Here is a 25,177-nt window from a genome sequence, read left to right as displayed (position 1 = left end):
CCCGGCCACCCCTGGCGCACCGAAAACTACCGGCGCTAGTTTGTAGGCTGTCCGCGAGGTCAGGTCCACGTGCTCGTGCGTGTTTCGGGAGGAAAAGCCATGAAGGCCCACGACGGGATGTACATCGGCGGGGAATGGCGGCCCGCCGCCGGACGCGAGCGGATCGAGGTCGTCAACCCCGCGGACGAGCAGGTCATCGCCGGGGTCCCGGCCGGGAGCGCCGAGGACGTGGACGCGGCCGTACGCGCGGCCCGCGCCGCCTTCCCGGCCTGGGCGGCCACCCCGCCTGCCGAGCGGGCCGCCCTCATCGGCGCCCTCCGCGACGTGCTGGCCGCGCGGAAGAAGGAGATCGCGGAGACCATCACCGCCGAGCTCGGTTCCCCGAGCGGATTCTCGGAGGCGGTGCACGTCGGCTCCCCGATCGCCGTGGCCTCCTCGTACGCGGAGCTCGCCGCCTCGTACGCCTTCGAGGAGCGGATCGGGACCTCCACCGTCCTGCTGGAGCCGATCGGCGTGGTCGGGGCCATCACGCCCTGGAACTACCCGCTGCACCAGGTCGTTGCCAAGGTGGCGCCCGCTCTCGCCGCCGGCTGCACCCTCGTCCTCAAGCCGGCCGAGGACACCCCGCTGACCGCACAGCTCTTCGCCGAGGCCGTGCACGAGGCGGGCATCCCGGCCGGAGTCTTCAACCTCGTGACCGGAACCGGTCCGGTCGCCGGTCAGGCCCTGGCCGCGCACGAGGGCGTCGACCTCGTCTCCTTCACCGGCTCGACCGCCGTCGGCCGGAAGATCGGCGCCACGGCCGGCGCCGCCGTCAAGCGGGTCGCCCTCGAACTGGGCGGAAAATCGGCCAATGTCATCCTGCCCGGGGCCGACCTGGCCAAGGCCGTCGCGACGGGCGTCGGCCACGTCATGAACAACACCGGCCAGAGCTGCAACGCGCTCACCCGCATGCTCGTCCACCGGGACCAGTACGAGGAGGCCGTCACCCTCGCGGCCGCCGCCGTCGCCAAGTACCCCACCGGCGACCCCCGCGACCCGGGCACCCGCCTGGGCCCCGTCGTCAACGCCAAGCAGCGCGACCGCGTCCGCGGATACATCGCCCAGGGCATCGAGGAGGGCGCCCGCCTCGTCGCCGGCGGCCCCGACGCGCCCCGGGAGCGCGGGTACTTCGTCGCCCCGACCGTGTTCGCCGACGTCACGCCCGACATGACCATCGCCCAGGAGGAGATCTTCGGCCCCGTCCTCTCGATCCTCGCCTACGAGGACGAGGAGGAGGCCCTGGCCATCGCCAACGGCACCGTCTACGGCCTGGGCGGCGCCGTCTGGGCCGCGGACGAGGCCACGGCCGTGGCCTTCGCCCGCCGCATGGACACCGGCCAGGTGGACATCAACGGCGGCCGCTTCAACGTGCTCGCGCCCTTCGGCGGCTACAAGCAGTCGGGCGTGGGCCGTGAGCTGGGCCCGCACGGCCTGGCCGAGTACCTCCAGACCAAGTCCCTGCAGTTCTGAACACGGAGACGACGACCATGGTCCGCGCCGCCATCCTGCCCGCCGTCGGAGCCCCGCTGGAGATACGGGAGATCGTGCTGCCCGACCCCGGCCCGGGCCAGGTCCGGGTACGGCTCACCGCCGCCGGGGTCTGCCACTCCGACCTCTCCCTCACCAACGGCACCATGCGGGTCCCCGTCCCCGCCGTTCTCGGACACGAGGGCGCGGGCACGGTCCTCGCGGTCGGGGAGGGCGTCACCCACGTCGCCCCCGGCGACGGTGTGGTGCTCAACTGGGCCCCGTCCTGCGGGGAGTGCCACCACTGCACCATCGGCGAGGTCTGGCTCTGCGCCAAGGCCCTCTCCGGGGTCGGCGCCGTCCACGCGCACGACGAGCACGGCACCGAGCTGCACCCGGGGCTGAACGTCGCCGCGTTCGCCGAGGAGACCGTCGTCGCGGCGAACTGCGTGCTGCCCGCGCCCGCCGGGATCCCGCTCGCCGAGGCCGCCCTGCTCGGCTGCGCCGTCCTCACCGGCTACGGCGCCGTCCACCACAGCGCCCAGGTGTTCCCGGGGGAGTCCGTCGCCGTCTTCGGCGTCGGCGGCGTCGGCCTGGCCGCGCTCCAGGCCGCCCGGATCGCCCAGGCGGGCCCGATCGTGGCCGTCGACGTGTCCCCGGCCAAGGAGGAGCTGGCCCGCGCGGCCGGCGCGACGGACTTCGTCCTCGCCTCCGACACCACGGCCAAGCAGATCCGTGCGCTCACCGGCGGACACGGCGTGGACGTCGCCGTCGAGTGCGTCGGCCGGGCGGAAACCATCCGCGGCGCCTGGGAGTCCACCCGGCGCGGCGGCCGCACCACGGTCGTCGGCATCGGCGGGAAGGAGCAGCAGGTCACCTTCCACGCGCTGGAGATCTTCCACTTCGCCCGCACCCTGACCGGCTGCGTCTACGGCAACAGCGACCCGGCCCGCGACCTCCCGGTGATCGCCGAGCACGTTCGCGCGGGCCGCCTCGACCTCGGCGCCCTGGTCACCGACCGCATCACCCTCGACGGCATCCCGGCCGCCTTCGACGCCATGCTGGCGGGCAAGGGCGGCCGCTCCCTGGTCGTCTTCTAGGCCCAGCCGTACGGCAGCACCGGCGCGACCGGCGGGGCGGCGCGGCGCGACCGGCGCGCCGCGCCGCGCTGCCCGGCGCCAGCTGCCCCGCCCCGGGCCATCCGTTCCGCCGGCGGCCCGCCGCGCCGCGCCGCGCGCGTCACGCCGTTCCGCGCGCCGCCTCGTACTGCAGCGCCAGCCCGTCCAGCAGCGCCGTCAGGCCCGTCTCGAAAGCGCCCTGGTCCACCTCGCGCTGCCGCTCGGCCAGCAGGTGCGCCTGCCCCAGGTGCGGGTAGTCCGCCGGGTCGTACGCCGCCTCGTCGTCCACGAAGCCCCGGGCGAAGGACGCCACCGCCGAGCCCAGGATGAAATACCGCATCAGCGCGCCGATCCGGGTCGCCTGCGCCGGGGGCCAGCCGGCCTCCGTCATCGCGCCGAACACCGCGTCCGCCAGCCGCAGGCCCGCGGGACGGCGGCCCGGTCCCCGGGCCAGTACCGGCACGATGTTCGGATGGTCGGACAGGGCGTCCCGGTACGAGTGCGCCCAGGCGTGCAGGGCCCCGCGCCAGTCCCTGCCACCCTGCGCCCCGTACGCGGGCGCCTCGAACATCGACAGGTCGACCCGCGCGCTCACCGCGTCCGCCACCGCCTCCAGGATCTCGTCCTTCGTCCGGAAGTGGTTGTACAGCGAAGGCCCGCTGACCCCGAGCGCGGCCGCCAGCCGCCGCGTCGACACCGCCTCCAGCCCCTCCGCGTCCACCAGCGCACCCGCCGCCTCGACGATGCGGGTTCTGCTGAGCAGGGGCTTGCGCGGTCTGGCCATGCGCCACATAGTAGGGCCTGCCCGCCTTAAACTACCGGTGCTAGTTAACTGGCCCGGGAGCCCGCCACGACGACCCCGGAGGTGCCCGGTGAACCTTGAGCTGAGCGAGGAGCAGGCCGCCGTGCGCCGGCTCGCCCGCGAGTTCACCGACCGCGAGGTCGTCCCGTACGCCGCCGCGTGGGACCGCGCCGAGAGCGTCGACCGGGCCATCGTGAAGAAGCTGGGCGCGCTCGGCTTCCTCGGCCTGACCGTCCCCGAGGAGTACGGCGGCTCCGGCGGCGACCACCTTGCCTACGTGCTGGTCACCGAGGAGCTCGGCCGCGGCGACTCCGCCGTGCGCGGCATCGTGTCCGTCTCCCTCGGCCTGGTCGCCAAGACCGTCGCCGCCTGGGGCACCGAGGAGCAGAAGCGCGAGTGGCTGCCCCGGCTGTGCTCCGGCGACGCGCTCGGCTGCTTCGGCCTGACCGAGCCCGGCACCGGCTCCGACGCGGGCAACCTCACCACGCGCGCCGTCCGCGAGGGCGACTCGTACCTGGTCAGCGGCAGCAAGATGTTCATCACCAACGGCACCTGGGCCGACGTGGTGCTGCTCTTCGCCCGCACCGGCGACGAGCCCGGCCACCGCGGCATCTCGGCTTTCCTGGTCCCCACCGACACCCCGGGCCTCGCCCGCCGCGAGATCCACGGCAAGCTCGGCCTGCGCGGCCAGGCCACCGCCGAACTCGTCTTCGACGGGGTCCGCGTACCGGCCTCCGCGATGCTGGGCCCCGAAGGCAAGGGCTTCTCGGTCGCCATGTCCGCGCTGGCCAAGGGGCGGATGTCGGTCGCCGCCGGCTGCGTGGGCATCGCGCAGGCGGCGCTGGAGGCGGCCGTCGCGTACGCCGCCCAGCGCGAGCAGTTCGGCCGGCCGATCGCCCACCACCAGCTGGTCCAGGAGCTGATCGCCGACATATCGGTCGACGTGGACGCGGCCCGGCTGCTGACCTGGCGGGTCGCGGACCTCATCGACCGCGGGCAGCCGTTCGCCACCGAGTCCTCCACCGCCAAGCTCTTCGCCTCCGAGGCGGCCGTGCGCGCCGCGAGCAACGCCCTCCAGGTGCACGGCGGGTACGGCTACATCGACGAGTACCCGGCCGGCAAACTGCTGCGCGACGCCCGCGTGATGACCCTGTACGAGGGCACCAGTCAGATCCAGAAGCTCCTCATCGGCCGCGCCCGCACCGGGGTTTCGGCGTTCTGAGGGCGCGCCCTCCGGTTCCGGGCTGAGTACGCGCCTGAGTACGCGTGCGGATGTGTCCGCGGCCGGTCGGCCCGATGCTCTACCCATGAACGAGACGCCGGTCAAGCAGCAGAACTCGGGGGCGTACTACGGCCAGGCCGTTGCCTCCTTCGGCATCGCCATGGGCGCCGTGTCCGTGGGGATCTACAACCTGGAGGTGGACGGCTGGGTCCGGGCCTTCCTCGGCATCGCGGTCCTGTACCTCACCACCTCGGCCTTCACCCTCGCCAAGGTGATCCGTGACCGCCAGGAGGTCACCAAGATCGTCAGTCGGGTCGACCAGGCCCGGATGGAGAAGATGATGGCGGAGTACGACCCCTTCGCACCGAAGTAACGGGCCCGGGACCGGGTCGAGACCGAGCCGGGGCCGAGCCGGGAGCGCCGGTCCGCGCGGACACGGCTAAGCGCTTGCTCACCCTCCGGTAGGGTGTCCCTTCCCAACGGGCGAAGAGGGTGAGCGGGCGATGGACAGCGTGGAGGAGACGGCCGGCGGCTACCAGCCGTGGTCGGAGGTCACCCCCGAGGCCGCACGGCGGCTGCTCGTGGCCGCCGTCGAGGCCTTCGCCGAGCGCGGGTACCACGCCACCACCACGCGGGACATCGCCGGCCGGGCCGGCATGAGCCCGGCCGCGCTCTACATCCACTACAAGACCAAGGAAGAACTGCTCCACCGGATCAGCCGGATCGGCCACGACAAGGCCCTGCAGATCCTCACGACCGCGTCCGACGGCCCCGGCAGCGCCGCCGAGCGGCTCGACGCCGCCGTACGGTCCTTCGTGCGCTGGCACGCCGCGCACCACACCACCGCGCGCGTGGTCCAGTACGAGCTGGACGCCCTGGCCCCGGAGCACCGCTCCGACATCGTGGCGCTGCGCCGCCGGAGCGACGCCGCCGTGCGCCGCATCCTCGCCGACGGGGTCGAGGCGGGGGAGTTCGACGTGCCCGACGTGCCGGGCACCACCCTGGCCGTGCTGTCGCTCTGCATCGACGTGGCCCGCTGGTTCAGCGCGGCAGGGCAGCGCACGCCCGACGAGGTCGGCGCGCTCTACGCCGACCTCGTGCTCCGCATGGTGGGCGCGCGGACGCCCGCGCCTCAGAAGTAATAGCGGGACACCGACTCCGCCACGCACACCGGCTTGTCGCCGCCCTCGCGTTCGACCGTCACGGTGGCCGTGACCTGCACCCCGCCGCCCGCGTCCACGACCTCCGTGAGCACGGCGGTGGCGCGCAGCCGCGATCCGACGGGCACCGGGGCGGGGAAGCGCACCTTGTTCGTGCCGTAGTTGATGCCCATCTTCATGCCCTCGACCCGCATGACCTGCGGCACCAGGCTCGGCAGCAGCGACAGCGTCAGGTAGCCGTGCGCGATGGTGGAGCCGAAGGGGCCGGTCGCGGCGCGCTCCGGGTCCACGTGGATCCACTGGTGGTCGCCGGTCGCGTCCGCGAAGAGGTCGATCCGCTTCTGATCGACCTCCAGCCACTCGCTGGGACCGAGCGGTTCGCCCGTTCCGGCGCGCAGTTCCTCGGCGGACGTGAAGATCCTCGGCTCGGCCATGCCCTGATCCTGCCTCTCACAGACGACGGACGTACCACGCCCAACAAATAAGCGCTTGCTCAGCATGCTGTGACCGTATGTGTATGTCAACGGACCTCCGACTACCCTCGGCCTGGTGCCGCAGATTCCCGAGAAAATCCACGAACTCACCGTCGGCCAGCTGTCCGCCCGCAGCGGCGCGGCCGTGTCCGCGCTCCACTTCTACGAGTCCAAGGGCCTGATCAGCAGCCGCCGCACCCCCGGCAACCAGCGCCGCTACACCCGCGACGCGCTGCGCCGGGTGGCCTTCGTCCGGGCGGCGCAGCGCGTGGGCATCCCGCTGGCCAGCATCCGCGAGGCACTCAGCCGGCTCCCCGAGGAGCGCACCCCCACCCGGGAGGACTGGGCCCGGCTCTCCGAGGCCTGGCGCGCCGAGCTCGACCGGCGGATCACCCAACTCGGGCGGCTGCGCGACCACCTGACGGACTGCATCGGCTGCGGCTGCCTCTCGCTGGAGAACTGCGCGCTGTCCAACCCGGACGACGTCTTCGGCGAACGGCTCACGGGCTCCCGGCTGTAGCGGCGCCACGGGCCGCCCAGCCCCCGTCACCCCGCCGGCCGCCCCCGTCACCTTGCCGGGCCGCGGGCCGCCGCGTCACCCTGCCGGCTGTACCGGTCACGCCGCCGGCCGCCCCGCCTCCGCCTGCTCCGCCCGCGCGGCCGCCACCAGCTCGGCGTTCGACCGGGCCCGCCGCCCGTCCGGCAGGTGCAGCACGTCCCCGACGCCGGTCCGCGCGCCCGTGCCGCACCGCGTGGCCAGCCGCAGCACCGGCCAGGCGGCGTCCCCCCGCCCGTACAGCAGCAGGGCCACCGGCGGCATCCCGCCCAGGCCCGCCACCAGCGCCGGTTCCGCCGCCGCCAGCTCCACCGCCAGCCGGACCCGCCCGCCGGGGTCGCGCAGCGGCCAGGCCAGGAACCGCGCCAGCGGCTCCGGTCCGGCCGGCCCGCCCAGTGGTACCACCGCGTCCACCGAGACCCCGCGGTCGAGCAGCGCCTCGGCGAGGTCCACCGCCCCGGGCTCCGCGAAGCGGACCTCCGCCCGGTCCGGCAGTACCGACCAGGACCGCACCCGCTCCAGCCGCGCCGCCGGATCCGGTTCCGCCGCGCCGCCCGCCGGCACCGACAGGGGTACGCCGACCCCCGCGTCCCGCAGCGCCTCCAGCACCGGCCCGACCACGCGGGGCGACAGGCTCTCCCGTCCGCACGGGGTCCGCGGATGGACGAGCACCTCCCCGGCCCCCGCGGCGACCGCCTCCCGCGCGGACCCGGCCAGGGCCTGCGGGGACATCGGCACGGCCGCGCCGTCCGCCGCGTCCCGGGCGCCGTTCAGCGACACCAGCAGGGGCGGCCTCACGCGGCCCCCGCCGAGGGCGTGTCCGCGAGCGCCGGTCTCGGCACCACGATCCCGCAGCCCGCGCAGACCGGGCCGCCGTCCCAGGCCCAGGCACCCTCCCAGTGCCCGGGCCCGGAGCCCGCACCAGGCCCGGCCCCCGGACCCCGTACGGCCGGACCCCCGACGCCGGGACCCCCCGCACCCGGTACCGCGCCCGGCCGCGGGCCCGGCACCGGCGCCGGCCACCGCAGCTCCTGGTCCCCGCAGACCGGGCAGCCCGTCCCCGGCTCCGTCTCCAGCGCCCGCACCAGCCGCCGCAGCACCTCGCCCAGCGTCCCCTCGGGCCGCACCCCCGGGTCCGCGCACCGCACCACCGCGTCCCCGCTGCCGCCCCACGCCCACTCCGGACGCCGCAGCCCGTGGTGCTTCTCGCGCCTGCGCCGCTCCGCGAAGTGCCGCTCGTACTCCAGCCAGACCGCCCGCGCCTCCTCCAGCTCCTCCAGCGCGGCGACCAGCCGCAGCGGATCGGCCCCCCGGTCCTCCGGGGCGATCCCGTGCCGGTCGCACAGGTGCCACCACGTGGCCCGGTGCCCGTAGGGCGCGAACCGCTCCAGGCAGCGGCGCAGGGAATGGCGCCGCAGGGCCCGGTCATTGCGCGCGTCGCGCACCTGGTGGGCCAGACTTTGGAATCCCGCCATCACAACTTCACCTCCGCCGATGTGCCCAACATGCCCGTCCTACTGCGGGCGCATGCGGGGGCGGTCGAGGCGTGTGGGTGGTACTTGGCCGGAAGTCAGCGCCCCATGCGCCCCGCGGTGACCACGAGCCGTGCCAGTTCCTCGTGGCAGATGTCGCTGTGCGCCCCCGACGGGGCGCCGCCGCGCCGGACCACGGAGCCCGTGTCCACACTGACGCAACCGGCCCCGGGGACCCCCTCGCGCAGGGCGGCGTCGAGGCTCAGGCGGGGCGCGCCGGGCACCGCACGCACCCCGTCGTGGCCGATCGCGCCCCACCGGGCGTCGAAACCGAGCAGACCGGCCGAATCACCTGCCATCCGGGAGGCCAGCGGATAGAAGAGCTTCAGCGAGGTGTCGTACGGGGAGTGGCAGGCCACCACCGGCCCGTCGACCCGGCGCTGGAGGCCGCCCAGGGCGCCGCCGCGGCTCTGGTCGTGCGGGAGCCGATCGGCGAAGGCGTAGTGCGAGAAGGCCCCCTGGAGCAGGGTCAGCGACTTCACGTACCGGGCGCCGTCCGGCACCGCGCGCAGGGAGAAGGACACCACCCGCGCTCCGAAACTGTGCCCGAGCAGGTGGATGCGCAGGGCCGGGCGGCGGGCGGCCAGCCCGGCCAGCACCGGGCCGAGTCCGCGTTCGCCGACCACTCCCGCGCGCTTCTTCATCTGGTAGTACGTGGCCTGGCGCAGCAGTTCTTTGGCGCCCTTCCACAGGGGCCGCAGCTCGTCGCCGGCCGCCGGTTCCCGTCCCGCCGCGGCGGCCGGGGCGGCGGCTCCGGGCGGGGCGCCCGCCAAGTCCAGGGCGAGGGCGAGGTCCCGGCACACCTTCAGGACGTCCTCCGTGAAGACGGCGGGCACCGGGGGAGCGGCCGCGGTGGGCACGGCGTTCACCCCCGCCAGCTCCCGTACGAGCGCGCCGAACTCGATGAAGGCGGCCGCCGACTCCTCGCGCCGCTCCAACAGCTCCGCCACGCGGTCCAGCTCCGCCCGCCGGCCCGGCCAGAACGCGTCGAGGGCCGCGCGGGTGCCGGGGTCGAGCGCGGTACGGGGGCCCGCGTCCGCCGTGGCGGCCTCCACCGCGTCCGGCTCCGCGTGCGCGAGCATCCCCGGGCCGTCGAAATCCGGTATGGGCTCGTCCGCGAACCGTATCGAGGGCCAGACCACGCCCACGTACCCCAGCCGCACCCCCGCCCTCACCAGCCCCGGGAACGGGGCGAAGAACCGGTCGTAGAGCCGGGTCGAGGTGGACCGGTCGCTATTCCAGCCGTGCGCGAAGACCAGCAGGTCGGTGGCTTCCATGCGGGCCACCGCGCTCTCCGCGGCCCGGTCCGCGTCCCCGTCGGAGTCGAAGACCAGCTCCGCGTACGGCCCGACCCCGATTCCGTCGACGCTGCCCGCCATGACATCCCCCTCGCGCCGCCCCGGGCGTCCCCCCGGGGCCGGCATCCTGCCGCCGGGCCGTCCGGCCGGCCCCCGGACGCCGCCGGTTCACCCGTACAGGAGGTACCCCGCGCGCACCGCCGCGAACCGGTCCAGCCCCGCCGCCCAGTCCGCGGCGATCTCCTCCACCCCGGCGCCCGCGTCGACCATCGTCCGGACCCGGTCCGAGCCCGTCAGCCTGTCGACCCAGTGGTCCGCGCGCCAGCCGAAGCCGCTCCACGTCCGCCGGGCCGTGACCAGCAGCCCGATCCCCGCCCGTACGGGATCGAAGGACTCCCGGTCGTGCACGATCAGCCGGACGCCGCCGCAGAGCCGGCCCGCGTGCTTGGAGAACGTCGGCGTGAAGTACGCCTCCCGGAACCACACCCCCGGCAGCCCCAGGGCGTTCGCCGCCTCCGCCCAGCGGCGGTCGACGCCCTCCGCGCCCACCACCTCGAAGGGGGTGGTCGTACCGCGCCCCTCGGACAGGTTCGTCCCCTCGAACAGGCAGGTCCCGGCGTACGCGAGGGCCGTGTCCGGCGTCGGCATGTTCGGGCTCGGCGGCACCCACGGCAGCCCGGTGGCGCCGAAGAAGGAGTCCCGCCGCCACCCGCTCATCGCCACCGTCCGCAGGGCGACGGGCCGGTCGGCCAGGAACTCCCCGTTGAAGAGCAGGGCCAGCTCGGCCGCCGTCATCCCGTGCGCCAGCGCGATCGGCTCCCGTCCCACGAAGCTCGCGTAGGGGCGCTGGAGCACCGGCCCGGCCGCCCGGCGGCCGCCCACCGGGTTGGGCCGGTCCAGCACCACCACCGCCTTGCCGGCGAGCGCGGCCGCGCGCATGCAGTCGTACAGGGTCCAGATGTAGGTGTAGAAGCGGGCCCCGACGTCCTGGATGTCGAAGGCGACGGTGTCGATCCCCGCGGCCGTGAACACGTCCGCGAGCCGCTGCCCGCTCGTGTCGTACGTGTCGTACACGGGCAGCCCGGTCGCCGGGTCGCGGGAGGCCCCCTCGGAGCCGCCGGCCTGCGCCGTTCCGCGGAAGCCGTGCTCGGGCCCGAACACCGCGACCAGGTCGACCCGTTCGTCCGCGTGCAGGACGTCGACCAGGTGGCGGGCGTCCGCGGTGATCCCCGTCGGGTTGGTGACCACCCCGACCCGCTGCCCGGCCAGTACGGCGTACCCGTCCGCGGCCATCCGCTCGAAGCCGGTCCGCACCCGCCCGTCCGCCGATGCCGCGGGAGGCGCGGGAGGCGTCGAAGCCGCGGAAGCGAAGGCGGCCCTTTCCACGGCGCCGGCCGCTCCCACCGAACCCACGCCTCCCGCCGCCCCCATGGCCCCCGCCAGTCCCAGCACTCCGCGTCGCGACAGACTCATCCGGCCACGCTAGGCGGCAGGCCCCTTCCGCCAGGACATACCGACTGGTTAGTATGCGCGCGGTCCGTTCCGCGGATCTGCGGCAGCCGACCGGTGGCGCCGGCCACCGGCACCCCGCTGCCGCACCCGGCCACGAAAGGTGATCACCGTGAGCGCGTACCAGGACCAGCGGGTCGTCGTCACCGGTGCGGGCGGCGGCATCGGCGCCGCCCTCGCCCGCCGCTTCGCCGCCGAGGGCGCCTCGGTGGTGGTCAACGACCTCGACCCCGCCAGGGCCGCGGCGGTGGCCGACGGGATCGGCGCCCGGGCCGTCGCGGTGCCGGGCGACGCCTCGGCGATCGTGGCGGAGGCCCGCGAGGCACTCGGCGGCACGGTCGACGTCTACTGCGCCAACGCCGGACTCGCCTCGGGCGGCGACGCCTTCGCCGACGAGGTGGTGTGGGAGGCCGCCTGGGACACCAACGTCATGGCCCACGTCCGCGCGGCCCGCCTGCTGCTGCCGGACTGGCTGGAACGGGGGAGCGGCCGGTTCGTGTCCACCGTCTCCGCCGCCGGGCTGCTGACCATGATCGGCGCGGCGCCGTACAGTGTCACCAAGCACGGCGCGCTCGCCTTCGCCGAATGGCTCTCGCTGACCTACCGCCACCGCGGGGTCGACGTCCACGCCATCTGCCCGCAGGGGGTGCGCACCGACATGCTGACCGCCTCGGGCTCGGCGGGCGAACTCGTCCTCGCACCGACCGCGATCGAGCCGGACGCGGTGGCGGACGCACTGTTCGACGGCATGGAGAAGGGCCGGTTCTTGATCCTCCCGCACCCCGAGGTCGCGGACTTCTACGTCGCGCGCGCCACCGAGCCGGACCGCTGGCTGGGGGGCATGAACCACCTCCAGCGCAAGTGGGAGGCCAGGTGAGCCCGCAGGCCGCCGCCCAGGAGTCCCCGTACGCGGCCCGGCCCTGGCTCGGGCTGCTCAGCCCGGCCCAGCGCGCGCCCGTCGCGCCGCCGCCCACGGTGCTGCACGCCTTCCGCGCCGCCGCGGCCCGGGCGCCCGGGCGCACCGCCCTGGCCTACTTCGACGGCCGCACCGGCTACGCCGAGGCGGACGCGCTCTCCGACTCGGTCGCCGGGCACCTCGCGCAGCGTGGCGTCCGGCGTGGCGACCGGGTCGCCGTCATGCTCCAGAACACCCCGCACTTCGTGCTCGCCGTCCTCGCCGCCTGGAAGGCGGGCGCGGTGGTCGTCCCGCTGAACCCGATGTACAAGTCCGGCGAGGTCGGACACGTCCTGCGCGACTCCGGGGCCGTCGCCCTGGTCTGCGACGTCCGGGCGTGGAGCGCGTACCTGGGCGGGGCCGTCCGGGGCAGCGCCGTACGCACCGTCCTGACCGCGAGCGACCTGGACTTCCAGACGCGGAACGACCCCCGGGTCCTGCGGACCGACCCGGCGCCGGACACCGGGGCGGCCGCCCCGGCCGGCCGCCCCGCCGACGGGATCACGGGCGGGCCCACCGCCGGGATCGCCGACCCTCCCCGCGACGACGACGACGATGGCGACGACGACGCCGCCGACCGGGGCCGGGCCGCCGACCTCACCGCCGTCGCCCGCCACGGCCACCCGGCCCCGGACGACCCGTGCCTCACCGCTGCGGACACCGCGCTGATCAGCTACACCTCCGGCACCAGCGGCACCCCCAAGGGCGCGCTGAACCCGCACGGCGCGCTCACCTACAACGCCGCCCGCCAGGTGACCGGCCACCCGCTCCCCGAGGGCGCCACCTACTTCGCCCTCGCGCCCCTCTTCCACATCACCGGCATGGTCTGCCAGCTCGCCGCCTGCTTCGCCAACGCGGGCACCCTCGCCCTCGCCCACCGCTTCGACGCCGGCGCCGTCCTCGACGCCTTCCTCGAACACCGCCCCGCCTACGCGGTCGGCCCGGCCACCGCCTTCATGGCCCTCGCCGCCCACCCGGCCGCCACCCCCGACCACTTCGCCTCGTTCCAGGTGCTCTCCTCCGGCGGAGCCCCGTTGCCGCCCGCGCTCGTCGAGCGGCTGCGCGCCGCCTTCGGCTTCTACCTCCGCAACGGCTACGGCCTCACCGAGTGCACCGCGCCCTGCGCCTCCGTCCCCGTACACCTCGAAGCGCCCGTCGACCCCGTCTCCGGCACCCTCTCGGTGGGCGTGCCCGGCGCCGACACCGTCGTGCGGATCCTCGACGAGCAGGGCGCCGAACTCCCCTTCGGCGAGGCCGGCGAGATAGCCGTCCGCGGCCCCCAGGTCGTGCCCGGATACTGGGGCCTGCCCGAGGACACCGCCCGGGCCTTCCCGGACGGCGAACTGCGCACCGGCGACGTCGGGTTCATGGACCCGGCGGGCTGGCTCTACGTCGTGGACCGCAAGAAGGACATGATCAACGCCTCCGGCTTCAAGGTTTGGCCGCGCGAGGTCGAGGACGTGCTCTACACCCACCCCGCGGTCCGGGAGGCGGCCGTGGTCGGCGTCCCGGACCCGTACCGCGGGGAGAGCGTGAAGGCGTACGTCAGCCTGCGCCCCGGAGCCTCGGTCGCGCCGGAGGAGCTGTCCGCGTACTGCGCCGCGCGCATCGCGGCGTACAAATACCCGCGCCAGGTGGAGATCCTGCCTGTCCTTCCGAAGACGACCAGTGGCAAGATCCTGCGACGGGAACTGCGCGACCGCGGCTGAAAACAGCCGGACGGCCGCCCGGGCACGACGAAGCACACGGAAGGAAGGTCAGCGCCATGGCGGCCAGGACCACGGAGCCCGAGGGCACGCACGAAGCGCCGGTACCGCAGCGCCTGCTGGCCGTCGCCACCAGGCTGTTCGCCGAGCGGGGCTACGACCGCACCTCGGTCCAGGAGATCGTCGAGGCGGCCGGCGTCACCAAGGGCGCGCTCTACCACTACTTCGGTTCCAAGGACGACCTGCTGCACGAGGTGTACGCGCGGATGCTGCGCCTGCAGCAGCAGCGGCTCGACGCGGTGGCCGGATCCGACGCCCCGGTGGAGGAGCGGCTGCGCGCGGCCGCCGCCGACGTGGTCGTCACCACCATCGAGAACCTCGACGACGCGATGATCTTCTTCCGGTCGATGCACCAGCTCAGCCCGGAGAAGTTCAAGCAGGTACGGGCGGAACGCCGGCGCTACCACGAGCGGTTCCGGGCCCTGGTCGAGGAGGGCCAGCGCACCGGGGTCTTCTCCGCGGCCACCCCCGCCGACCTGGTCGTGGACTACCACTTCGGATCCGTGCACCACCTCTCCACCTGGTACCGCGCGGACGGCCCGCTCACGCCGCAGCAGGTCGCCGACCACCTCGCGGACCTGCTGCTGCGCGCCCTGCGGCCCTGACGGCTCACCCGCGGGGGCGGAGTGGCCGGTGTACCCCTCCGGCCCCTGCCGCCCGAGCCGAGCCGGGTCCGAGCCCGGGTCCGAGCCCGGGTCCGGGTCCGAGCCCGGGTCCGGGTCCGGGTCCGAGCCCGGGCCCGGGTACGAGCCGGGTCCGAGCCCGGGTCCCGGCCCGGCGACCGGCGGAGGCTACTGGTACCGCTTCAGCTCCCGCCGGGCCAACGACCGCTGGTGCACCTCGTCCGGGCCGTCGGCCAGCCGCAGCGTCCGCGCCGCCGCCCACAGCTCGGCCAGCGGGAAGTCCTGGCTCACCCCGCCCGCGCCGTGCAGCTGCACCGCCTGGTCCAGGATCGCCACCACCGCCCGCGGCGTCGCGATCTTGATGGCCTGGATCTCGGTGTGCGCGCCCCGGTTGCCGACCGTGTCCATCAGCCAAGCCGTCTTCAGCACCAGCAGCCGCGCCTGCTCCACCGACACCCGCGCGTCCGCGATCCAGTTCTGCACGACCCCCTGCGCCGCCAGCGGCTTGCCGAAGGCCGTGCGCTCCACCGCCCGTCGGCACATCAGCTCGATGGCGCGCTCCGCCATGCCGATGAGCCGCATGCAGTGGTGGATGCGGCCCGGACCGAGCCGGGCCTGGGCGATGGCGAAGCCGGTGCCCTCCTCGCCGATCAGGTTCGCCGCCGGGACCCGCGCCCCGTCGAAGACGACCTCGGCGTGGCCGCCGTGGTCGTGGTCCTCGTACCCGTACACCGTCATGGCCCGGCGGACCTCGACGCCCGGAGTGTCGCGCGGGACCAGGATCATCGACTGCTGGCGCCGCGGGTCGGAGCCGTCCGGATCGGTCTTGCCCATCACGATGAAGACCGCGCAGTCCGGGTTCATCGCCCCGGAGATGAACCACTTGCGCCCCGTGACCACGTACGTGTCACCCGAGCGCTCGATCCGGGTCTCGACGTTGGTCGCGTCCGAGGACGCCACGTCGGGCTCGGTCATCGCGAACGCGGACCGGATCTCCCCGGCCAGCAGGGGCTCCAGCCACTGCTTCTTCTGCGCCTCGTTCCCGAACTGGGAGAGCAGCTCCATGTTCCCCGTGTCCGGGGCGGCGCAGTTGGTCGCCGTCGGCGCCAGGTGCGGGCTGCGGCCGGTGATCTCGGCGAGCGGGGCGTACTGGAGGTTCGTCAGCCCGGCGCCGTGCTCGGCGTCGGGCAGGAAGAGGTTCCACAGGCCCTGGCGGCGCGCCTCGGCCTTCAGTTCACCGAAGACGGCCGGGGTGTCCCAGGGCGAGGCCAGCCGCGCGCGCTGCTCGGCGGCGACGGGCTCCGCCGGGTAGACGTACTCCTCCATGAACGCGAGGAGCCGCTCGCGGAGTTCCTCGGTCCGGGCGTCGAATGCGAAGTCCATGGGATGAGTGCCTCAGCCTTTCCGGAGGTCCTGCAACGTGGTCAGTCCGTGCTCGATGAAGACCGGGACCAGCTCGCCGATCCGGTCGAAGCCGGCTCCGACGGTCTGCCCCAGCGTGTAGCGGTAGTGGATGCCTTCGAGGATCACCGCGAGCTTGAACCAGGCGAAGGCCGTGTACCAGGCGATCGACCCGGTGTCGCGGCCGGAGCGGGCGGCGTACCGCTCGATCAGCTCGGCGGGCCGCGGATGGCCCGGCGCCCCGCTCGTCGTGCTGACCGGGGACTCGGTCAGGCCGAGATCGGAGCTGTACATCACCAGCAGCCCCAGGTCGGTCAGCGGATCGCCGAGCGTGGACATCTCCCAGTCCAGCACCGCCCGGATGGTGTCGTCGGGCCCGCCGATCAGGACGTTGTCGAGCCGGAAGTCCCCGTGCACCACCGTCGGAACGGGGGAGTCGGGCAGCGCCCGGCCGAGCGCGGCGTGCAGCTCGTCGATCCCGGCGAGCTCCCGGCCCCGGGAGGCCGCCAGCTGCTTGCCCCACCGGCGCAGCTGCCGGTCGAGGAAGCCCTCGGGGCGGCCGAAGTCGCCCAGCCCCACCGCCTCCGGATCCACCGCGTGCAGCTCGACCAGGGTGTCGACCAGTCCGAGCACCGCCCGCCGGGTCCGCTCCGGGCCGAGCGCGGCCAGCTCGCCGGCCGTCCGGTACGGCACCCCGTCCACGTACTCCATGACGTAGAACGGCGCCCCGAGCACGGACTCGTCCTCGCACAGCAGCACCGTCCCCGGCACCGGCACGGCCGTGCCCCGCAGTGCGGCGATGACCCGGTGCTCGCGCCGCATGTCGTGCGCGGTGGCCAGGACGTGCCCCAGCGGGGGCCGTCGCACCACCCAGCGGGAGGTGCCGTCGGTGACCTCGTACGTGAGGTTGGACCGGCCGCCTTCGATGAGCCGGCCGCGCAGCGGACCGGCGACGAGTCCCGGCCGCGCGGCGTCGAGGTGGACGCGCAGCCGCTCCGGATCGAGGCCCCGGGGGCCGGCTGGGGCTGAGGGCATGGTGCGCGCCTCCGTACGGAGTCGGGGGATGGTGCCGGACGGAACGATGCCATCATGCCGACCAGTCGGTATGCCGTCCAGAGGGCGGACCGAAAGAACACCTTTCGCCCGACCGTGTCCCACCCCCGTCGCGCGCCCGCCGCCCCGGCCGGTCGGTGCCCCCGCCGGTCCGCCGCCCCGGCCGGTCGGCCGCGCCGCCGGTCTGCCGCCCCGGCCGCTCCCGCCGCGTCACGCGTGGCAGGGGATCGGCGTCCCGCCGTTCAGCACCGTCATGTCCCCCAGGACCGCCGGCACGTCCAGCGGGACGCCCTCGGGCTCGCCGGCCAGTTCCGCGTAGGCCCGGTGCAGGTTCGCCACCAGCCGCTCGCTCTCCCGCCAGGCCGCGAACTCGCCGAGGTCGGCGCCCCGCGCGGTCTCCAGCGGGGTCAGCCCCTTCGCCCGCCCCTCCCCGGCCAGCTCGGCCACGTACCGCAGGTAGCGCTCGGTGGCCTCGTACGCCGACGGATCGGTGAGCGGCCCGTGCCCGGGTACGACGGTCTCCGCGTCCAGCGAGCGCAGCAGCTCCATGGCGCGCAGCGACCCGGCCAGGGAGCCCATCGCCAGGAACGGGGTCCCCCCGGCGAAGACCAGGTCCCCGGTGAACACGATCCGCCGGTCCGGCAGCCACACGACCGAGTCGCCGGTGGTGTGGGCGACGCCGGGGTGGATGACCCGCACCTCCGTCCCGCCGACGTGCAGGGTGATCCGGTCGCTGTAGGTGAGGTCGGGGACGGTGATCTCCACCGCGCCGAAGTCCGTCGCGGGCCAGATCATCTCCAGCTGGTGCCCGGCGGCGAGCTGCTCGGCCCGCGCGTTGTCGTGCCCGAGGATCAGCGCCGCGGGGGTGAACACGCCGTTGCCGTAGGTGTGGTCGCCGTGGTGGTGGGTGTTCACCACCGTGCGCGGGAGCGGAGCCCCGGCGGCCGTGACCGCGTCGCGCAGCGCGTGGGCCCGGCGCTCGGTGGCGGCGGTGTCGACGAGCAGGGTCCGGCCGCCGTCGGTCACGAAACCGGCGTTGTTCAGGCACCAGCCCCCGTCCGGCTGGACGTAGGCGTACACCCCGGCCGCGGGCTGGACGAGGTACGGCTCCGCGACGGTCATCCGTGCTCTCCCCGGGTCGCTCTGACAGGAGCTCAGCATCCTGCCAGGCGTCGCGGCGCCGGGGGAGGGCGCTGTCCCGCCGGCTTTCCCGGTCGGTGTCCCGGCCGCCTTCCCGACGGGCCTGGGGCCGGTCCTCCGGGCCGGCCCCCGGTCGCCGTCCCGGCCGTGTCACCGGCCGTGTCACGGCCGGGACGCCGCCGGTCCGGGGTCAGTGGTCGTCGTAGTGGCCGTCGTGCTCGGCGTGCCGGTGTCCGTCGTGCGCGTAGTCGACGTGGTCCCCGTGCGGGACCGCCTCGTGCCCGCAGTCCGAGCCGTGCGCGTGCGGGTGGCCCTCGTGGGCGGTGTGTCCGGCCGGCTCGCACTCGTCCCAGTGCCCGGAGTGCTCCCGGTGCAGGTGGCCGTCGTGCGCGTAGTCGACGTGGTCTCCGTGCGGTACCGCCCGGTGGCCGCAGTCGGCGCCGTGGGTGTGTGCGTGCGTGGGGTGCTCGTGGTGCAGGGTCGTCATGCCGCCGAGGCTAGTGGGGATCGCCCCGAATTGCCCGTTATGGGAAGATGGCGCGGAGAAGCCCGATCATCGGACGGAAGGATCAGCCGATCAGCGCCGGCAGGACGAGCAGCGCCATCGCGAAGACCGCCAGCGCCACCGTGCACGCCACCGCCGCCAGGGCCGACCCGGGCGTCAGCCCCCGCGGCCGCGCCGCCGCCAGCTCCCGCATCCGCAGGTGCGCCACCCACAGGAACGCCAGCCAGAGCAGTACGATCACGCCCGCCCCGGCCGCGTCCGCAGGCGTACCGGGCCCGCTCATCGCCTGGCGCAGCCCCAGCACCGCCGCGACCGAGCAGGCCAGCGTCGTACGCCGCCACGCGAGCCGGGTCCGCTCCGGCTGCAGCCCGGCGTCGCGGGCCGCCGCGGGGGCGCTCACCGCCCCTTCGTCCAGCCCAGAAGCACGACCGCCATCATCGTCACGGCGACCAGCGCCACACCCGCCGTCAGCAGCACCGGGAACCGCGACAGCGGCAGGTCCTCGCCCCGCCGCATCGCCCGCTCGCACCGCACCCAGTGGTTCAGCGCCCGCACCGCGCAGGCCGCACCGACCGCGAGCAGAGCCAGCGCCATCCCGACCCGCACCGCCCACCGCAGGTCCGGCAGGAACTGGTCCACCGCGAACCCGCCGCCCACCAGCGCCAAGGCGGTCCGGATCCAGGCGAGGAAGGTCCGCTCGTTGGCCAGCGAGAACCGGTAGTCGGGGGTCTCGCCCTCGTCCTTCAGCCGCGCGGGCGCGAACCAGAGGCGGACGTCCTTGACGAAGTCGATCACCCGGTCAATCTACTGGCCGTGCTCCCGGAACCCCGGCAGCCCCCGGAACCCCGGCAGCCCCCGGAACCCCCGCAGCCGCCGGTACGCCTCCAGCCCGTCCGGTACCCAGGGCCAGCCGCCCTCCGCCACCCGCCGCTCCAGCTCCGCCTCCGGCAGCCAGGCGTGCCAGTCCACCTCCGAGGCCTGCGGGTCGACCGGCAGCTCGCAGCGCACCTCGTGCACGTACGACCACCAGGACCCGCCCGGCCCGTCGTACAGGAACTTGAACAGCGGTACGGGCTGCGGCAGCCCGCGCACCCCCAGCTCCTCCTCCGCCTCCCGCAGCGCGGCCTCCGGGTAGTCCTCGCCGGCGCCGACCACCCCGCCCACGAACATGTCGTAGTACGCGGGGAAGACCAGCTTCGACGCCGTCCGGCGGTGCACGAAGACCCGCCCCGCCGCGTCCCGGGCCCGTACGAACACGCAGCGGTGGATCAGTCCGCGGGCGTACACCTCGCCGCGCGGGGCGCGCCCCGTCACCCGGTCGTCCCGGTCCACCACGTCCAGCACTTCGTCAGCGGCACTCACACGGTTCATCCAACCACCCCTGTTGACGGGTTACCGGTCCGTAGCCAAGGATCGCCCCACCACCGACGGAGGACGGGTTCCGCATGACGTACGACGCAGACGTGATCGTGATCGGGGCCGGGCTCGCGGGCCTGGCGGCCACCGCAGAGCTCGTCGACGCCGGCCGCAAGGTGATCCTGCTCGACCAGGAGCCGGAGCAGTCGATCGGCGGCCAGGCGCACTGGTCCTTCGGCGGCCTGTTCTTCGTGGACTCGCCCGAGCAGCGCCGGATGCGGATCAAGGACACCCGGGACCTCGCCCTCCAGGACTGGACGGGCACCGCCGGGTTCGACCGCGAGGAGGACGCCTGGCCGCGCCGCTGGGCCGAGGCGTACATCGACTTCGCGGCCGGCGAGAAGCGCTCCTGGCTGCACCGGCAGGGCGTGCGCTTCTTCCCCGTCGTCGGCTGGGCGGAGCGCGGCGGCTACGACGCCAACGGCCACGGGAACTCCGTCCCCCGCTTCCACATCACCTGGGGCACCGGCCCCGGACTGGTCGAACCCTTCGAGCGCCGGGTCCGGGCCGGGGTCGCCCGCGGCCTGGTCCGGCTGAAGTTCCGCCACCGCGTCACCGGCCTCTCCCGTACGGCGGGCGCCGTGGACACCGTCACCGGCGAGGTCCTGGAGCCCTCCGACGCCGTACGGGGCGCCGCGAGCGGCCGCGGGGCAACCGGCTCCTTCTCGCTGCGGGCCCAGGCCGTGATCGTGACCAGCGGCGGCATCGGCGGCAACCACGACCTGGTCCGCGCCCAGTGGCCGGCCCGCCTCGGCACCCCGCCGCAGCGGATGCTCTCCGGCGTCCCGGCGCACGTGGACGGCCTGATGCTGGGCATCGCCGAGGCGGCGGGCGCCAGCCACATCAACAAGGACCGGATGTGGCACTACACCGAGGGCATCGAGAACTGGAACCCGATCTGGAACCGGCACGGCATCCGCATCCTGCCCGGCCCCTCCTCGCTCTGGCTTGACGCCACCGGCCGCCGGCTGCCCGTACCGCTCTTCCCGGGCTTCGACACCCTCGGCACCCTCGACCACATCATGAAGACCGGCCACGACCACACCTGGTTCGTGCTGAACCAGCGCATCATCGGCAAGGAGTTCGGGCTCTCCGGCTCCGAGCAGAACCCCGACCTCACCGGCCGGTCCGTCCGGCAGGTCATCGACCGGGCGCGCCAGGCCGTACCGGGACCGGTCAAGGCGTTCATGGACAACGGCGCCGACTTCGTCGTCGAGCGGGACCTGTCCGCCCTGGTCCGCGGTATGAACGCGGTCACCAAGGAGGACCTGCTCGACGAGGCGACCGTCCGCGACCAGATCGTGGCCCGGGACCGGGAGATCGCCAACCCCTTCACCAAGGACCTCCAGGTGATGTCGATCCACGGCGCCCGCAGGTACCTCGGCGACAAGCTGATCCGTACGGCGGCCCCGCACCGGATCCTCGACCCCGCGGCCGGCCCGCTGATCGCCGTCCGGCTCTCGATCCTGACCCGCAAGTCGCTCGGCGGCCTGGAGACCGACCTCTCCTCGCGGGTCCTCACCGCGGTGGGCGAACCGCTGCCCGGCGTCTACGCGGCGGGCGAGGCGGCCGGGTTCGGCGGCGGCGGCGTCCACGGGTACCGGGCCCTGGAGGGCACCTTCCTCGGCGGCTGCGTCTTCTCGGGCCGGGCGGCGGGCCGCGCCGCCGCCCGGGCGGTCGGCTGACCCCCGCCGCCCCGGGCCGCCGGGCGGACCCACCCCGCCCGGAGGCCCCGCCGCGGGGTGGGTTTCAAGCCAGCCGCTCCACGACCCGGAACCGCTCCGCCACCACCTGCGTGTCGTCGTCGACCGTGTAGGCCGGACCCCCGAGGGCCTCCCGCATCGGCGCGCTGTGCCAGAACCGCTCGTGCGCGGCGCGCCATTCGGCCACCGATCCGTACCCCTCGCCCTCGTCCAGCGCGTGCCGCAGGTCCACGTCCGCCAGCCGCACCACCCGGACCCCGGTGACCTCCACGACGGCCACCGGCCGTTCGCCGGAGTCCACCAGCACCGCCCGCTGCCCGGCCTCCGGCAGCGGCTCGCCCTCCGCCTCGTACTCGGGCAGCAGCCCGGTGGTCGAGGTCTTCGCGCCGCTCAGTACGGCCGCCACCAGCTGGTCGCGCAGGGGCCCGGGGAAGCCCAGCAGGTACGGGGGCAGATCGTCGTATGTGCTCATGATCCGACCCTATGACAGGTCCGGCGGCGTCCCCGAACCGATGCGGGAGCCCCAACTCTCATCGCGTTCCATGCAGTTGAAACCCGCCACCCAGTGGACTGGACCTTGACTCGGAGCTGTGCGTACCGCTTTGCTGTCGGTGATCACCGGTTCGCTCACCGGTACGAAACCCCGACCACCCGGCCGTACCACTCACGTGCAGCATGCACGCGTTTCGGCCGGAGTTCGTCCCGTCCGCCCGCGCCCTGGAGGGAAAACCGCGGATGTCCCCGCCTCCGCCGCCCCTCGGCCGTGCCCGCAAGCGCGACGCCCAGCTCTTCGACCCCGCCCTGTGCGACGCCGAACTCGTCGACGTGCGAACGCAGTTCAGCCAAGGCCGCTGGGCCAAGGTCCGCTCCCTCCTCGTCGGCACCGGCGACGACTGGGACCGCAGGGGCCACCGCATCGTCGTCCTCGCCGAAACCCCGACGGCCGGGGCCTGGGCCCGCGAATGGCTGCTCGCCGAACCCGGCAGCGCCGACGCCTCCACCCTCCTGGCATGCGCCGCCGTCTTCACCGCGCTGCGGGGCAAGGGCTCGCCGGCCGCCGCCGAGGAGGCCTGCCGCCGCGCCGCCGCCCTGCAGCCCGCGGACCCCACCCCCTGGCTGGGCCTGCTCCTCCTCTCGCGCGCCTTCGGCACCGAGGAGGAGTTCAGCCGTCACTTCGACCAGGTCCGGGCCCGGCACCGCGAGCACCACCACGCCCACCACGTGATGGTCGCCCGGCTCGCCGAGCGCGTCTGCGCCACCGGCCAGGACCCGCTCCACGAGGTGTACGACTTCGCCGCCTGGGCCGCCGAGGAGTCCCCGGCCGACTCGCCGCTCGCCGTGCTCCCCGTCATCGCGCACGCCGAGCGCTACCGCGTGCTCGCCGCCGCACACGGCCACGGACCCGAGCGCGCCGCCGACCACTGGTCCGGCCGCCGCGCACGCCAGGTGCTGCGCTCCGCCTTCGACTGGTGGCTGGAGTGGGAGCGCGAGGACCACCCGCGCAACCGGGTCGACCTCAACTTCCTCGCCCACGCGAAGCTCTGCGAGGGCCGCCCCGCCGAGGCCGCCGCCCTCTTCCACCGGATCGGCAGCCACGCCACCAGCGCCCCCTGGTCCTATCCGGACCTCGACCCGCACAAGGCATTCCTCGCCGCGCGCAGTGCCGCGCTCGGCACCGCCTGACCCCCTCCGGACCACCCGTACTCCCGAAAGGACGCCGCCATGCCGACGGGCAGATCCACCACGCTCCAAGACCCGCCCGAGATACGCACGTACAAGGGCCAGGACCGCGCCCTGCGCGCCGACCGCCTGGGCACCGCCGGACTGCTGCTGTCCGTGCTCGCCGCCAGCGCGCCCCTGATGGTCGTCGCCGGCGTCATGCCCACGACCTTCGGCGTCATGGGCATCGTCGGCCAGCCCCTGCTGTTCGTCATCCTCGGCATCGTCCTCGCGCTCTTCAGCATCGGCTACGCCGAGATGAGCCGCCACGTCCACAACGCCGGCGCGTTCTACGCGTACATCGCCCGCGGCCTCGGCCCCACCGCCGGCGCGGGCGCCTCGCTCGTCGCCCTCGTCGCCTACAGCTCCATGCAGGTCGGCGTCTACGGCATCCTCGGCTTCGAGATCTCGGGCCTGTTCGCCACCTACCTGGACATCGAACTGGCCTGGTGGATCCCGGCCCTGCTCGCCGTCGCCGCCACCGGCGCCCTCGGCTGGCTGAAGATCGACCTCAACGCCAAGGTGCTCGGCGTCCTCCTCCTCATCGAGTGCGCCCTCGTCGTCATCTTCGACGTCGCCGCCCTCGGCAAGCCCGGCCCCGAAGGCCTCTCGCTCCACGCCTTCAACCCCGAGACCCTCGCCGGCGCCGGCCTCGGCACCGCCCTGTGCTTCTGCATCGCCGCCTTCGTCGGCTTCGAGCAGTCCCCGGTGTACGCCGAGGAGACCAGCAAGCCGCACATCGTCGTCTCCCGGGTGATGTTCCTCGCCGTCGGCTTCGTCGCCCTCTTCTTCGCGTTCAGCGCCTGGGCCCTGACCGTCGCCACCGGCCCCGCGGAGGTCGTCAGGACCTCCGCCGAAGCCGGCCCCGGCCTGCTCTTCCAGCTCACCCAGGACCGCCTCGGCGGCGCCTTCACCGACGTCCTGCACGTCCTGTTCGTGACCGGCATGTTCGCGGCCGTCCTCAGCTTCCACAACGTGGTCGCCCGCTACGCCTTCGCCATGGGCCGCGAGGGCCTGCTCCCGGCCGCCTTCGGCCGGACCAACCCCGGCACCGGGGCCCCCGGCACCGGCTCCCTGCTCCAGAGCTGCATCGCAGCCGTCGTCGTGATCGCCTTCGCCGTCACCGACGACCTGCCCGCCGGCGACCCGACCGCCCCCGTGCTGCACCTCTTCACGTGGATGGGCAGCGTAGGCGCCCTCGGCATCACCCTGCTGATGGCCGCCGCCTCCTTCGCCGTCATCGCCTTCTTCGTCCGCCGCGGCACCGCCGGCGCCCAGGTCTGGCGGCTCGTCGCGGCCGGCGCCGCCGGCCTCGCGCTCCTCGGCATCGCCGTCTACACCGTCAAGGACTTCGGCGTCCTCGTCGGCGCCGAGAAGGACTCCGCCCTCAGCTGGGCCCTGCCCGGCATCATCGGCGCGGCCATCGTGATCGGCCTGCTGTACGGAGCGGTGCTGCGCCGCCGCCGCCCCGAGGTGCACGCCCGCATCGGCCTGGGCAACGAGGCCTTCCGTCTCGACCAGGCGGCAGAGGCCAACACCGCCGCCTAGCCTCGCTTTCCAGCTCCACCGAGGCCCCCGACACCCCATTCCAAGGTCGTCGGGGGCTTCTGTGCGCAGGGGGCGTTTTTGGCGGGTGGCGGAGACCCATGGTCTCCTGGGGCGATCAAAACGGCCGGACCACCGCACAGGGGACATCACCCAGCTCCCCGCACGGCAG

At 74.4% G+C, this 25,177-nt stretch carries 26 protein-coding genes; 12 read left to right on the top strand and 14 right to left on the bottom strand.

The genetic code is table 11. The annotated features are described in order from the left end of the window. The first annotated feature begins 99 nt into the window (after positions 1 to 99). Both ACFWTC_RS27700 and ACFWTC_RS27695 read left to right on the top strand, forming a co-directional pair. Complete coding sequence (locus ACFWTC_RS27700) at positions 100 to 1,512, top strand: aldehyde dehydrogenase family protein (protein ID WP_383929300.1); 1,413 nt, start codon at positions 100 to 102, stop codon at positions 1,510 to 1,512. A 17-nt stretch (positions 1,513 to 1,529) separates the two neighbouring features. Next, on the top strand, positions 1,530 to 2,609 hold the full coding sequence (locus ACFWTC_RS27695; RefSeq protein ID WP_383929303.1) for a Zn-dependent alcohol dehydrogenase: 1,080 nt from the start codon (positions 1,530 to 1,532) through the stop codon (positions 2,607 to 2,609). A gap of 139 nt (positions 2,610 to 2,748) precedes the next feature. Here the strand turns inward: ACFWTC_RS27695 and ACFWTC_RS27690 are convergent, their stop codons facing one another. Further along, a complete protein-coding gene (locus ACFWTC_RS27690) occupies positions 2,749 to 3,420 on the bottom strand; it encodes a TetR/AcrR family transcriptional regulator (RefSeq protein ID WP_383927448.1) in 672 nt (223 codons plus the stop codon). A gap of 79 nt (positions 3,421 to 3,499) precedes the next feature. Between ACFWTC_RS27690 and ACFWTC_RS27685 the strand changes: the two genes are divergently transcribed. The 3 genes from ACFWTC_RS27685 (at position 3,500) to ACFWTC_RS27675 (ending at position 5,793) form a co-directional block, all read left to right on the top strand. Beyond that, positions 3,500 to 4,651 (top strand): acyl-CoA dehydrogenase family protein, encoded by a 1,152-nt coding sequence (locus tag ACFWTC_RS27685; protein ID WP_384028870.1) that lies wholly within the window; start codon positions 3,500 to 3,502, stop codon positions 4,649 to 4,651. An 85-nt stretch (positions 4,652 to 4,736) separates the two neighbouring features. After that, positions 4,737 to 5,024, top strand: a complete 288-nt coding sequence (locus ACFWTC_RS27680; protein WP_383927443.1) for a YiaA/YiaB family inner membrane protein — start codon at positions 4,737 to 4,739, stop codon at positions 5,022 to 5,024. Positions 5,025 to 5,154: 130 nt separating this feature from the next. Then, positions 5,155 to 5,793, top strand: a complete 639-nt coding sequence (locus ACFWTC_RS27675) for a TetR/AcrR family transcriptional regulator (RefSeq protein WP_383927441.1) — start codon at positions 5,155 to 5,157, stop codon at positions 5,791 to 5,793. Here ACFWTC_RS27675 and ACFWTC_RS27670 read toward each other — a convergent pair. Further along, positions 5,784 to 6,245, bottom strand: a complete 462-nt coding sequence (locus ACFWTC_RS27670) for a MaoC family dehydratase (RefSeq protein WP_383927438.1) — start codon at positions 6,243 to 6,245, stop codon at positions 5,784 to 5,786. The two genes, ACFWTC_RS27675 and ACFWTC_RS27670, sit on opposite strands and share 10 nt — an antisense overlap. A 115-nt stretch (positions 6,246 to 6,360) precedes the next feature. Here ACFWTC_RS27670 and soxR point away from each other — a divergent pair, with 115 nt between their 5' ends. Continuing rightward, positions 6,361 to 6,804 carry a redox-sensitive transcriptional activator SoxR gene (soxR, locus tag ACFWTC_RS27665; protein ID WP_383927435.1) on the top strand — a complete coding sequence of 148 codons (444 nt, stop codon included), beginning with the start codon at positions 6,361 to 6,363 and terminating at the stop codon, positions 6,802 to 6,804. A gap of 96 nt (positions 6,805 to 6,900) precedes the next feature. On the opposite strand, the gene ACFWTC_RS27660 is transcribed toward soxR, so the two are convergent. From ACFWTC_RS27660 to ACFWTC_RS27645, 4 genes are all read right to left on the bottom strand, one after another. After that, entirely contained in the window at positions 6,901 to 7,638 is a 738-nt protein-coding gene (locus tag ACFWTC_RS27660) for a 3-keto-5-aminohexanoate cleavage protein (RefSeq protein WP_383927433.1), read from the bottom strand. Then, complete coding sequence (locus tag ACFWTC_RS27655; protein ID WP_383927430.1) at positions 7,635 to 8,315, bottom strand: hypothetical protein; 681 nt, start codon at positions 8,313 to 8,315, stop codon at positions 7,635 to 7,637. Before ACFWTC_RS27655 ends, ACFWTC_RS27660 begins: the two co-directional genes overlap by 4 nt. Positions 8,316 to 8,410: 95 nt before the next feature. Beyond that, positions 8,411 to 9,751: a serine-threonine protein kinase gene (locus ACFWTC_RS27650; RefSeq protein WP_384028868.1), complete on the bottom strand. Its 1,341-nt coding sequence runs from the start codon at positions 9,749 to 9,751 to the stop codon at positions 8,411 to 8,413. A gap of 87 nt (positions 9,752 to 9,838) precedes the next feature. Continuing rightward, a complete protein-coding gene (locus tag ACFWTC_RS27645; RefSeq protein ID WP_383927425.1) occupies positions 9,839 to 11,143 on the bottom strand; it encodes an exo-beta-N-acetylmuramidase NamZ domain-containing protein in 1,305 nt (434 codons plus the stop codon). 139 nt (positions 11,144 to 11,282) lie between these two features. Here ACFWTC_RS27645 and ACFWTC_RS27640 point away from each other — a divergent pair, with 139 nt between their 5' ends. The 3 genes from ACFWTC_RS27640 to ACFWTC_RS27630 are packed head-to-tail and all read left to right on the top strand — an operon-like array spanning position 11,283 to position 14,505. After that, entirely contained in the window at positions 11,283 to 12,056 is a 774-nt protein-coding gene (locus ACFWTC_RS27640) for an SDR family oxidoreductase (RefSeq protein WP_383927422.1), read from the top strand. Continuing rightward, complete coding sequence (locus tag ACFWTC_RS27635) at positions 12,053 to 13,843, top strand: AMP-binding protein (protein WP_384028866.1); 1,791 nt, start codon at positions 12,053 to 12,055, stop codon at positions 13,841 to 13,843. The genes ACFWTC_RS27640 and ACFWTC_RS27635 overlap by 4 nt, the downstream gene beginning before the upstream one ends. Before the next feature lie 56 nt (positions 13,844 to 13,899). Continuing rightward, the gene (locus ACFWTC_RS27630) at positions 13,900 to 14,505 is read left to right on the top strand and encodes a TetR/AcrR family transcriptional regulator (RefSeq protein ID WP_383927416.1); all 606 of its coding nucleotides are present in this window, start codon (positions 13,900 to 13,902) and stop codon (positions 14,503 to 14,505) included. Between the two features lie 186 nt (positions 14,506 to 14,691). Here the strand turns inward: ACFWTC_RS27630 and ACFWTC_RS27625 are convergent, their stop codons facing one another. The 7 genes from ACFWTC_RS27625 to ACFWTC_RS27595 form a co-directional block, all read right to left on the bottom strand. Beyond that, positions 14,692 to 15,906: an acyl-CoA dehydrogenase family protein gene (locus ACFWTC_RS27625; RefSeq protein WP_383927414.1), complete on the bottom strand. Its 1,215-nt coding sequence runs from the start codon at positions 15,904 to 15,906 to the stop codon at positions 14,692 to 14,694. A gap of 12 nt (positions 15,907 to 15,918) precedes the next feature. After that, entirely contained in the window at positions 15,919 to 16,959 is a 1,041-nt protein-coding gene (locus tag ACFWTC_RS27620) for a phosphotransferase family protein (protein WP_383927411.1), read from the bottom strand. A gap of 228 nt (positions 16,960 to 17,187) precedes the next feature. Continuing rightward, positions 17,188 to 18,099 (bottom strand): MBL fold metallo-hydrolase, encoded by a 912-nt coding sequence (locus ACFWTC_RS27615; RefSeq protein WP_383927408.1) that lies wholly within the window; start codon positions 18,097 to 18,099, stop codon positions 17,188 to 17,190. Between the two features lie 208 nt (positions 18,100 to 18,307). Then, positions 18,308 to 18,604 carry a hypothetical protein gene (locus tag ACFWTC_RS27610; RefSeq protein ID WP_383927405.1) on the bottom strand — a complete coding sequence of 99 codons (297 nt, stop codon included), beginning with the start codon at positions 18,602 to 18,604 and terminating at the stop codon, positions 18,308 to 18,310. Positions 18,605 to 18,686: 82 nt separating this feature from the next. Next, the gene (locus ACFWTC_RS27605; RefSeq protein ID WP_383927402.1) at positions 18,687 to 19,022 is read right to left on the bottom strand and encodes a DUF202 domain-containing protein; all 336 of its coding nucleotides are present in this window, start codon (positions 19,020 to 19,022) and stop codon (positions 18,687 to 18,689) included. Beyond that, positions 19,019 to 19,417, bottom strand: a complete 399-nt coding sequence (locus ACFWTC_RS27600; RefSeq protein WP_267722598.1) for a YidH family protein — start codon at positions 19,415 to 19,417, stop codon at positions 19,019 to 19,021. The genes ACFWTC_RS27605 and ACFWTC_RS27600 overlap by 4 nt, the downstream gene beginning before the upstream one ends. Before the next feature lie 9 nt (positions 19,418 to 19,426). After that, positions 19,427 to 19,993, bottom strand: a complete 567-nt coding sequence (locus tag ACFWTC_RS27595; RefSeq protein ID WP_383927400.1) for an NUDIX domain-containing protein — start codon at positions 19,991 to 19,993, stop codon at positions 19,427 to 19,429. 74 nt (positions 19,994 to 20,067) lie between these two features. Here ACFWTC_RS27595 and ACFWTC_RS27590 point away from each other — a divergent pair, with 74 nt between their 5' ends. Then, positions 20,068 to 21,723 carry an FAD-binding dehydrogenase gene (locus tag ACFWTC_RS27590; RefSeq protein ID WP_383927397.1) on the top strand — a complete coding sequence of 552 codons (1,656 nt, stop codon included), beginning with the start codon at positions 20,068 to 20,070 and terminating at the stop codon, positions 21,721 to 21,723. Positions 21,724 to 21,787: 64 nt separating this feature from the next. On the opposite strand, the gene ACFWTC_RS27585 is transcribed toward ACFWTC_RS27590, so the two are convergent. Continuing rightward, a complete protein-coding gene (locus tag ACFWTC_RS27585; protein ID WP_384074764.1) occupies positions 21,788 to 22,213 on the bottom strand; it encodes an ASCH domain-containing protein in 426 nt (141 codons plus the stop codon). A gap of 263 nt (positions 22,214 to 22,476) precedes the next feature. On the opposite strand from ACFWTC_RS27585, the gene ACFWTC_RS27580 reads away from it, so the two are divergent. Beyond that, positions 22,477 to 23,424: a hypothetical protein gene (locus ACFWTC_RS27580; protein ID WP_383927391.1), complete on the top strand. Its 948-nt coding sequence runs from the start codon at positions 22,477 to 22,479 to the stop codon at positions 23,422 to 23,424. Between the two features lie 39 nt (positions 23,425 to 23,463). After that, the gene (locus tag ACFWTC_RS27575; protein ID WP_383927388.1) at positions 23,464 to 25,008 is read left to right on the top strand and encodes an APC family permease; all 1,545 of its coding nucleotides are present in this window, start codon (positions 23,464 to 23,466) and stop codon (positions 25,006 to 25,008) included. Positions 25,009 to 25,177: the final 169 nt, after the last annotated feature.

This window comes from Streptomyces sp. NPDC058619 (assembly GCF_042717785.1).
Classification (GTDB): domain Bacteria; phylum Actinomycetota; class Actinomycetes; order Streptomycetales; family Streptomycetaceae; genus Streptomyces.
This window is presented reverse-complemented; position numbering and strand designations above follow the sequence as displayed.

What these genes read in the sequence shown, in the direction of transcription:
- ACFWTC_RS27700 (WP_383929300.1), top strand. Translation starts at nt 100, where the DNA reads ATGAAGGCCCACGACGGGATGTACATCGGCGGGGAATGGCGGCCCGCC.
- ACFWTC_RS27695 (WP_383929303.1), top strand. Translation starts at nt 1,530, where the DNA reads ATGGTCCGCGCCGCCATCCTGCCCGCCGTCGGAGCCCCGCTGGAGATA.
- ACFWTC_RS27690 (WP_383927448.1), bottom strand. Translation starts at nt 3,420, where the DNA reads ATGTGGCGCATGGCCAGACCGCGCAAGCCCCTGCTCAGCAGAACCCGC.
- ACFWTC_RS27680 (WP_383927443.1), top strand. Translation starts at nt 4,737, where the DNA reads ATGAACGAGACGCCGGTCAAGCAGCAGAACTCGGGGGCGTACTACGGC.
- ACFWTC_RS27675 (WP_383927441.1), top strand. Translation starts at nt 5,155, where the DNA reads ATGGACAGCGTGGAGGAGACGGCCGGCGGCTACCAGCCGTGGTCGGAG.
- ACFWTC_RS27670 (WP_383927438.1), bottom strand. Translation starts at nt 6,245, where the DNA reads ATGGCCGAGCCGAGGATCTTCACGTCCGCCGAGGAACTGCGCGCCGGA.
- ACFWTC_RS27655 (WP_383927430.1), bottom strand. Translation starts at nt 8,315, where the DNA reads ATGGCGGGATTCCAAAGTCTGGCCCACCAGGTGCGCGACGCGCGCAAT.
- ACFWTC_RS27650 (WP_384028868.1), bottom strand. Translation starts at nt 9,751, where the DNA reads ATGGCGGGCAGCGTCGACGGAATCGGGGTCGGGCCGTACGCGGAGCTG.
- ACFWTC_RS27645 (WP_383927425.1), bottom strand. Translation starts at nt 11,143, where the DNA reads ATGAGTCTGTCGCGACGCGGAGTGCTGGGACTGGCGGGGGCCATGGGG.
- ACFWTC_RS27630 (WP_383927416.1), top strand. Translation starts at nt 13,900, where the DNA reads ATGGCGGCCAGGACCACGGAGCCCGAGGGCACGCACGAAGCGCCGGTA.
- ACFWTC_RS27625 (WP_383927414.1), bottom strand. Translation starts at nt 15,906, where the DNA reads ATGGACTTCGCATTCGACGCCCGGACCGAGGAACTCCGCGAGCGGCTC.
- ACFWTC_RS27620 (WP_383927411.1), bottom strand. Translation starts at nt 16,959, where the DNA reads ATGCCCTCAGCCCCAGCCGGCCCCCGGGGCCTCGATCCGGAGCGGCTG.
- ACFWTC_RS27615 (WP_383927408.1), bottom strand. Translation starts at nt 18,099, where the DNA reads ATGACCGTCGCGGAGCCGTACCTCGTCCAGCCCGCGGCCGGGGTGTAC.
- ACFWTC_RS27610 (WP_383927405.1), bottom strand. Translation starts at nt 18,604, where the DNA reads ATGACGACCCTGCACCACGAGCACCCCACGCACGCACACACCCACGGC.
- ACFWTC_RS27595 (WP_383927400.1), bottom strand. Translation starts at nt 19,993, where the DNA reads ATGAACCGTGTGAGTGCCGCTGACGAAGTGCTGGACGTGGTGGACCGG.
- ACFWTC_RS27590 (WP_383927397.1), top strand. Translation starts at nt 20,068, where the DNA reads ATGACGTACGACGCAGACGTGATCGTGATCGGGGCCGGGCTCGCGGGC.
- ACFWTC_RS27585 (WP_384074764.1), bottom strand. Translation starts at nt 22,213, where the DNA reads ATGAGCACATACGACGATCTGCCCCCGTACCTGCTGGGCTTCCCCGGG.
- ACFWTC_RS27580 (WP_383927391.1), top strand. Translation starts at nt 22,477, where the DNA reads ATGTCCCCGCCTCCGCCGCCCCTCGGCCGTGCCCGCAAGCGCGACGCC.
- ACFWTC_RS27575 (WP_383927388.1), top strand. Translation starts at nt 23,464, where the DNA reads ATGCCGACGGGCAGATCCACCACGCTCCAAGACCCGCCCGAGATACGC.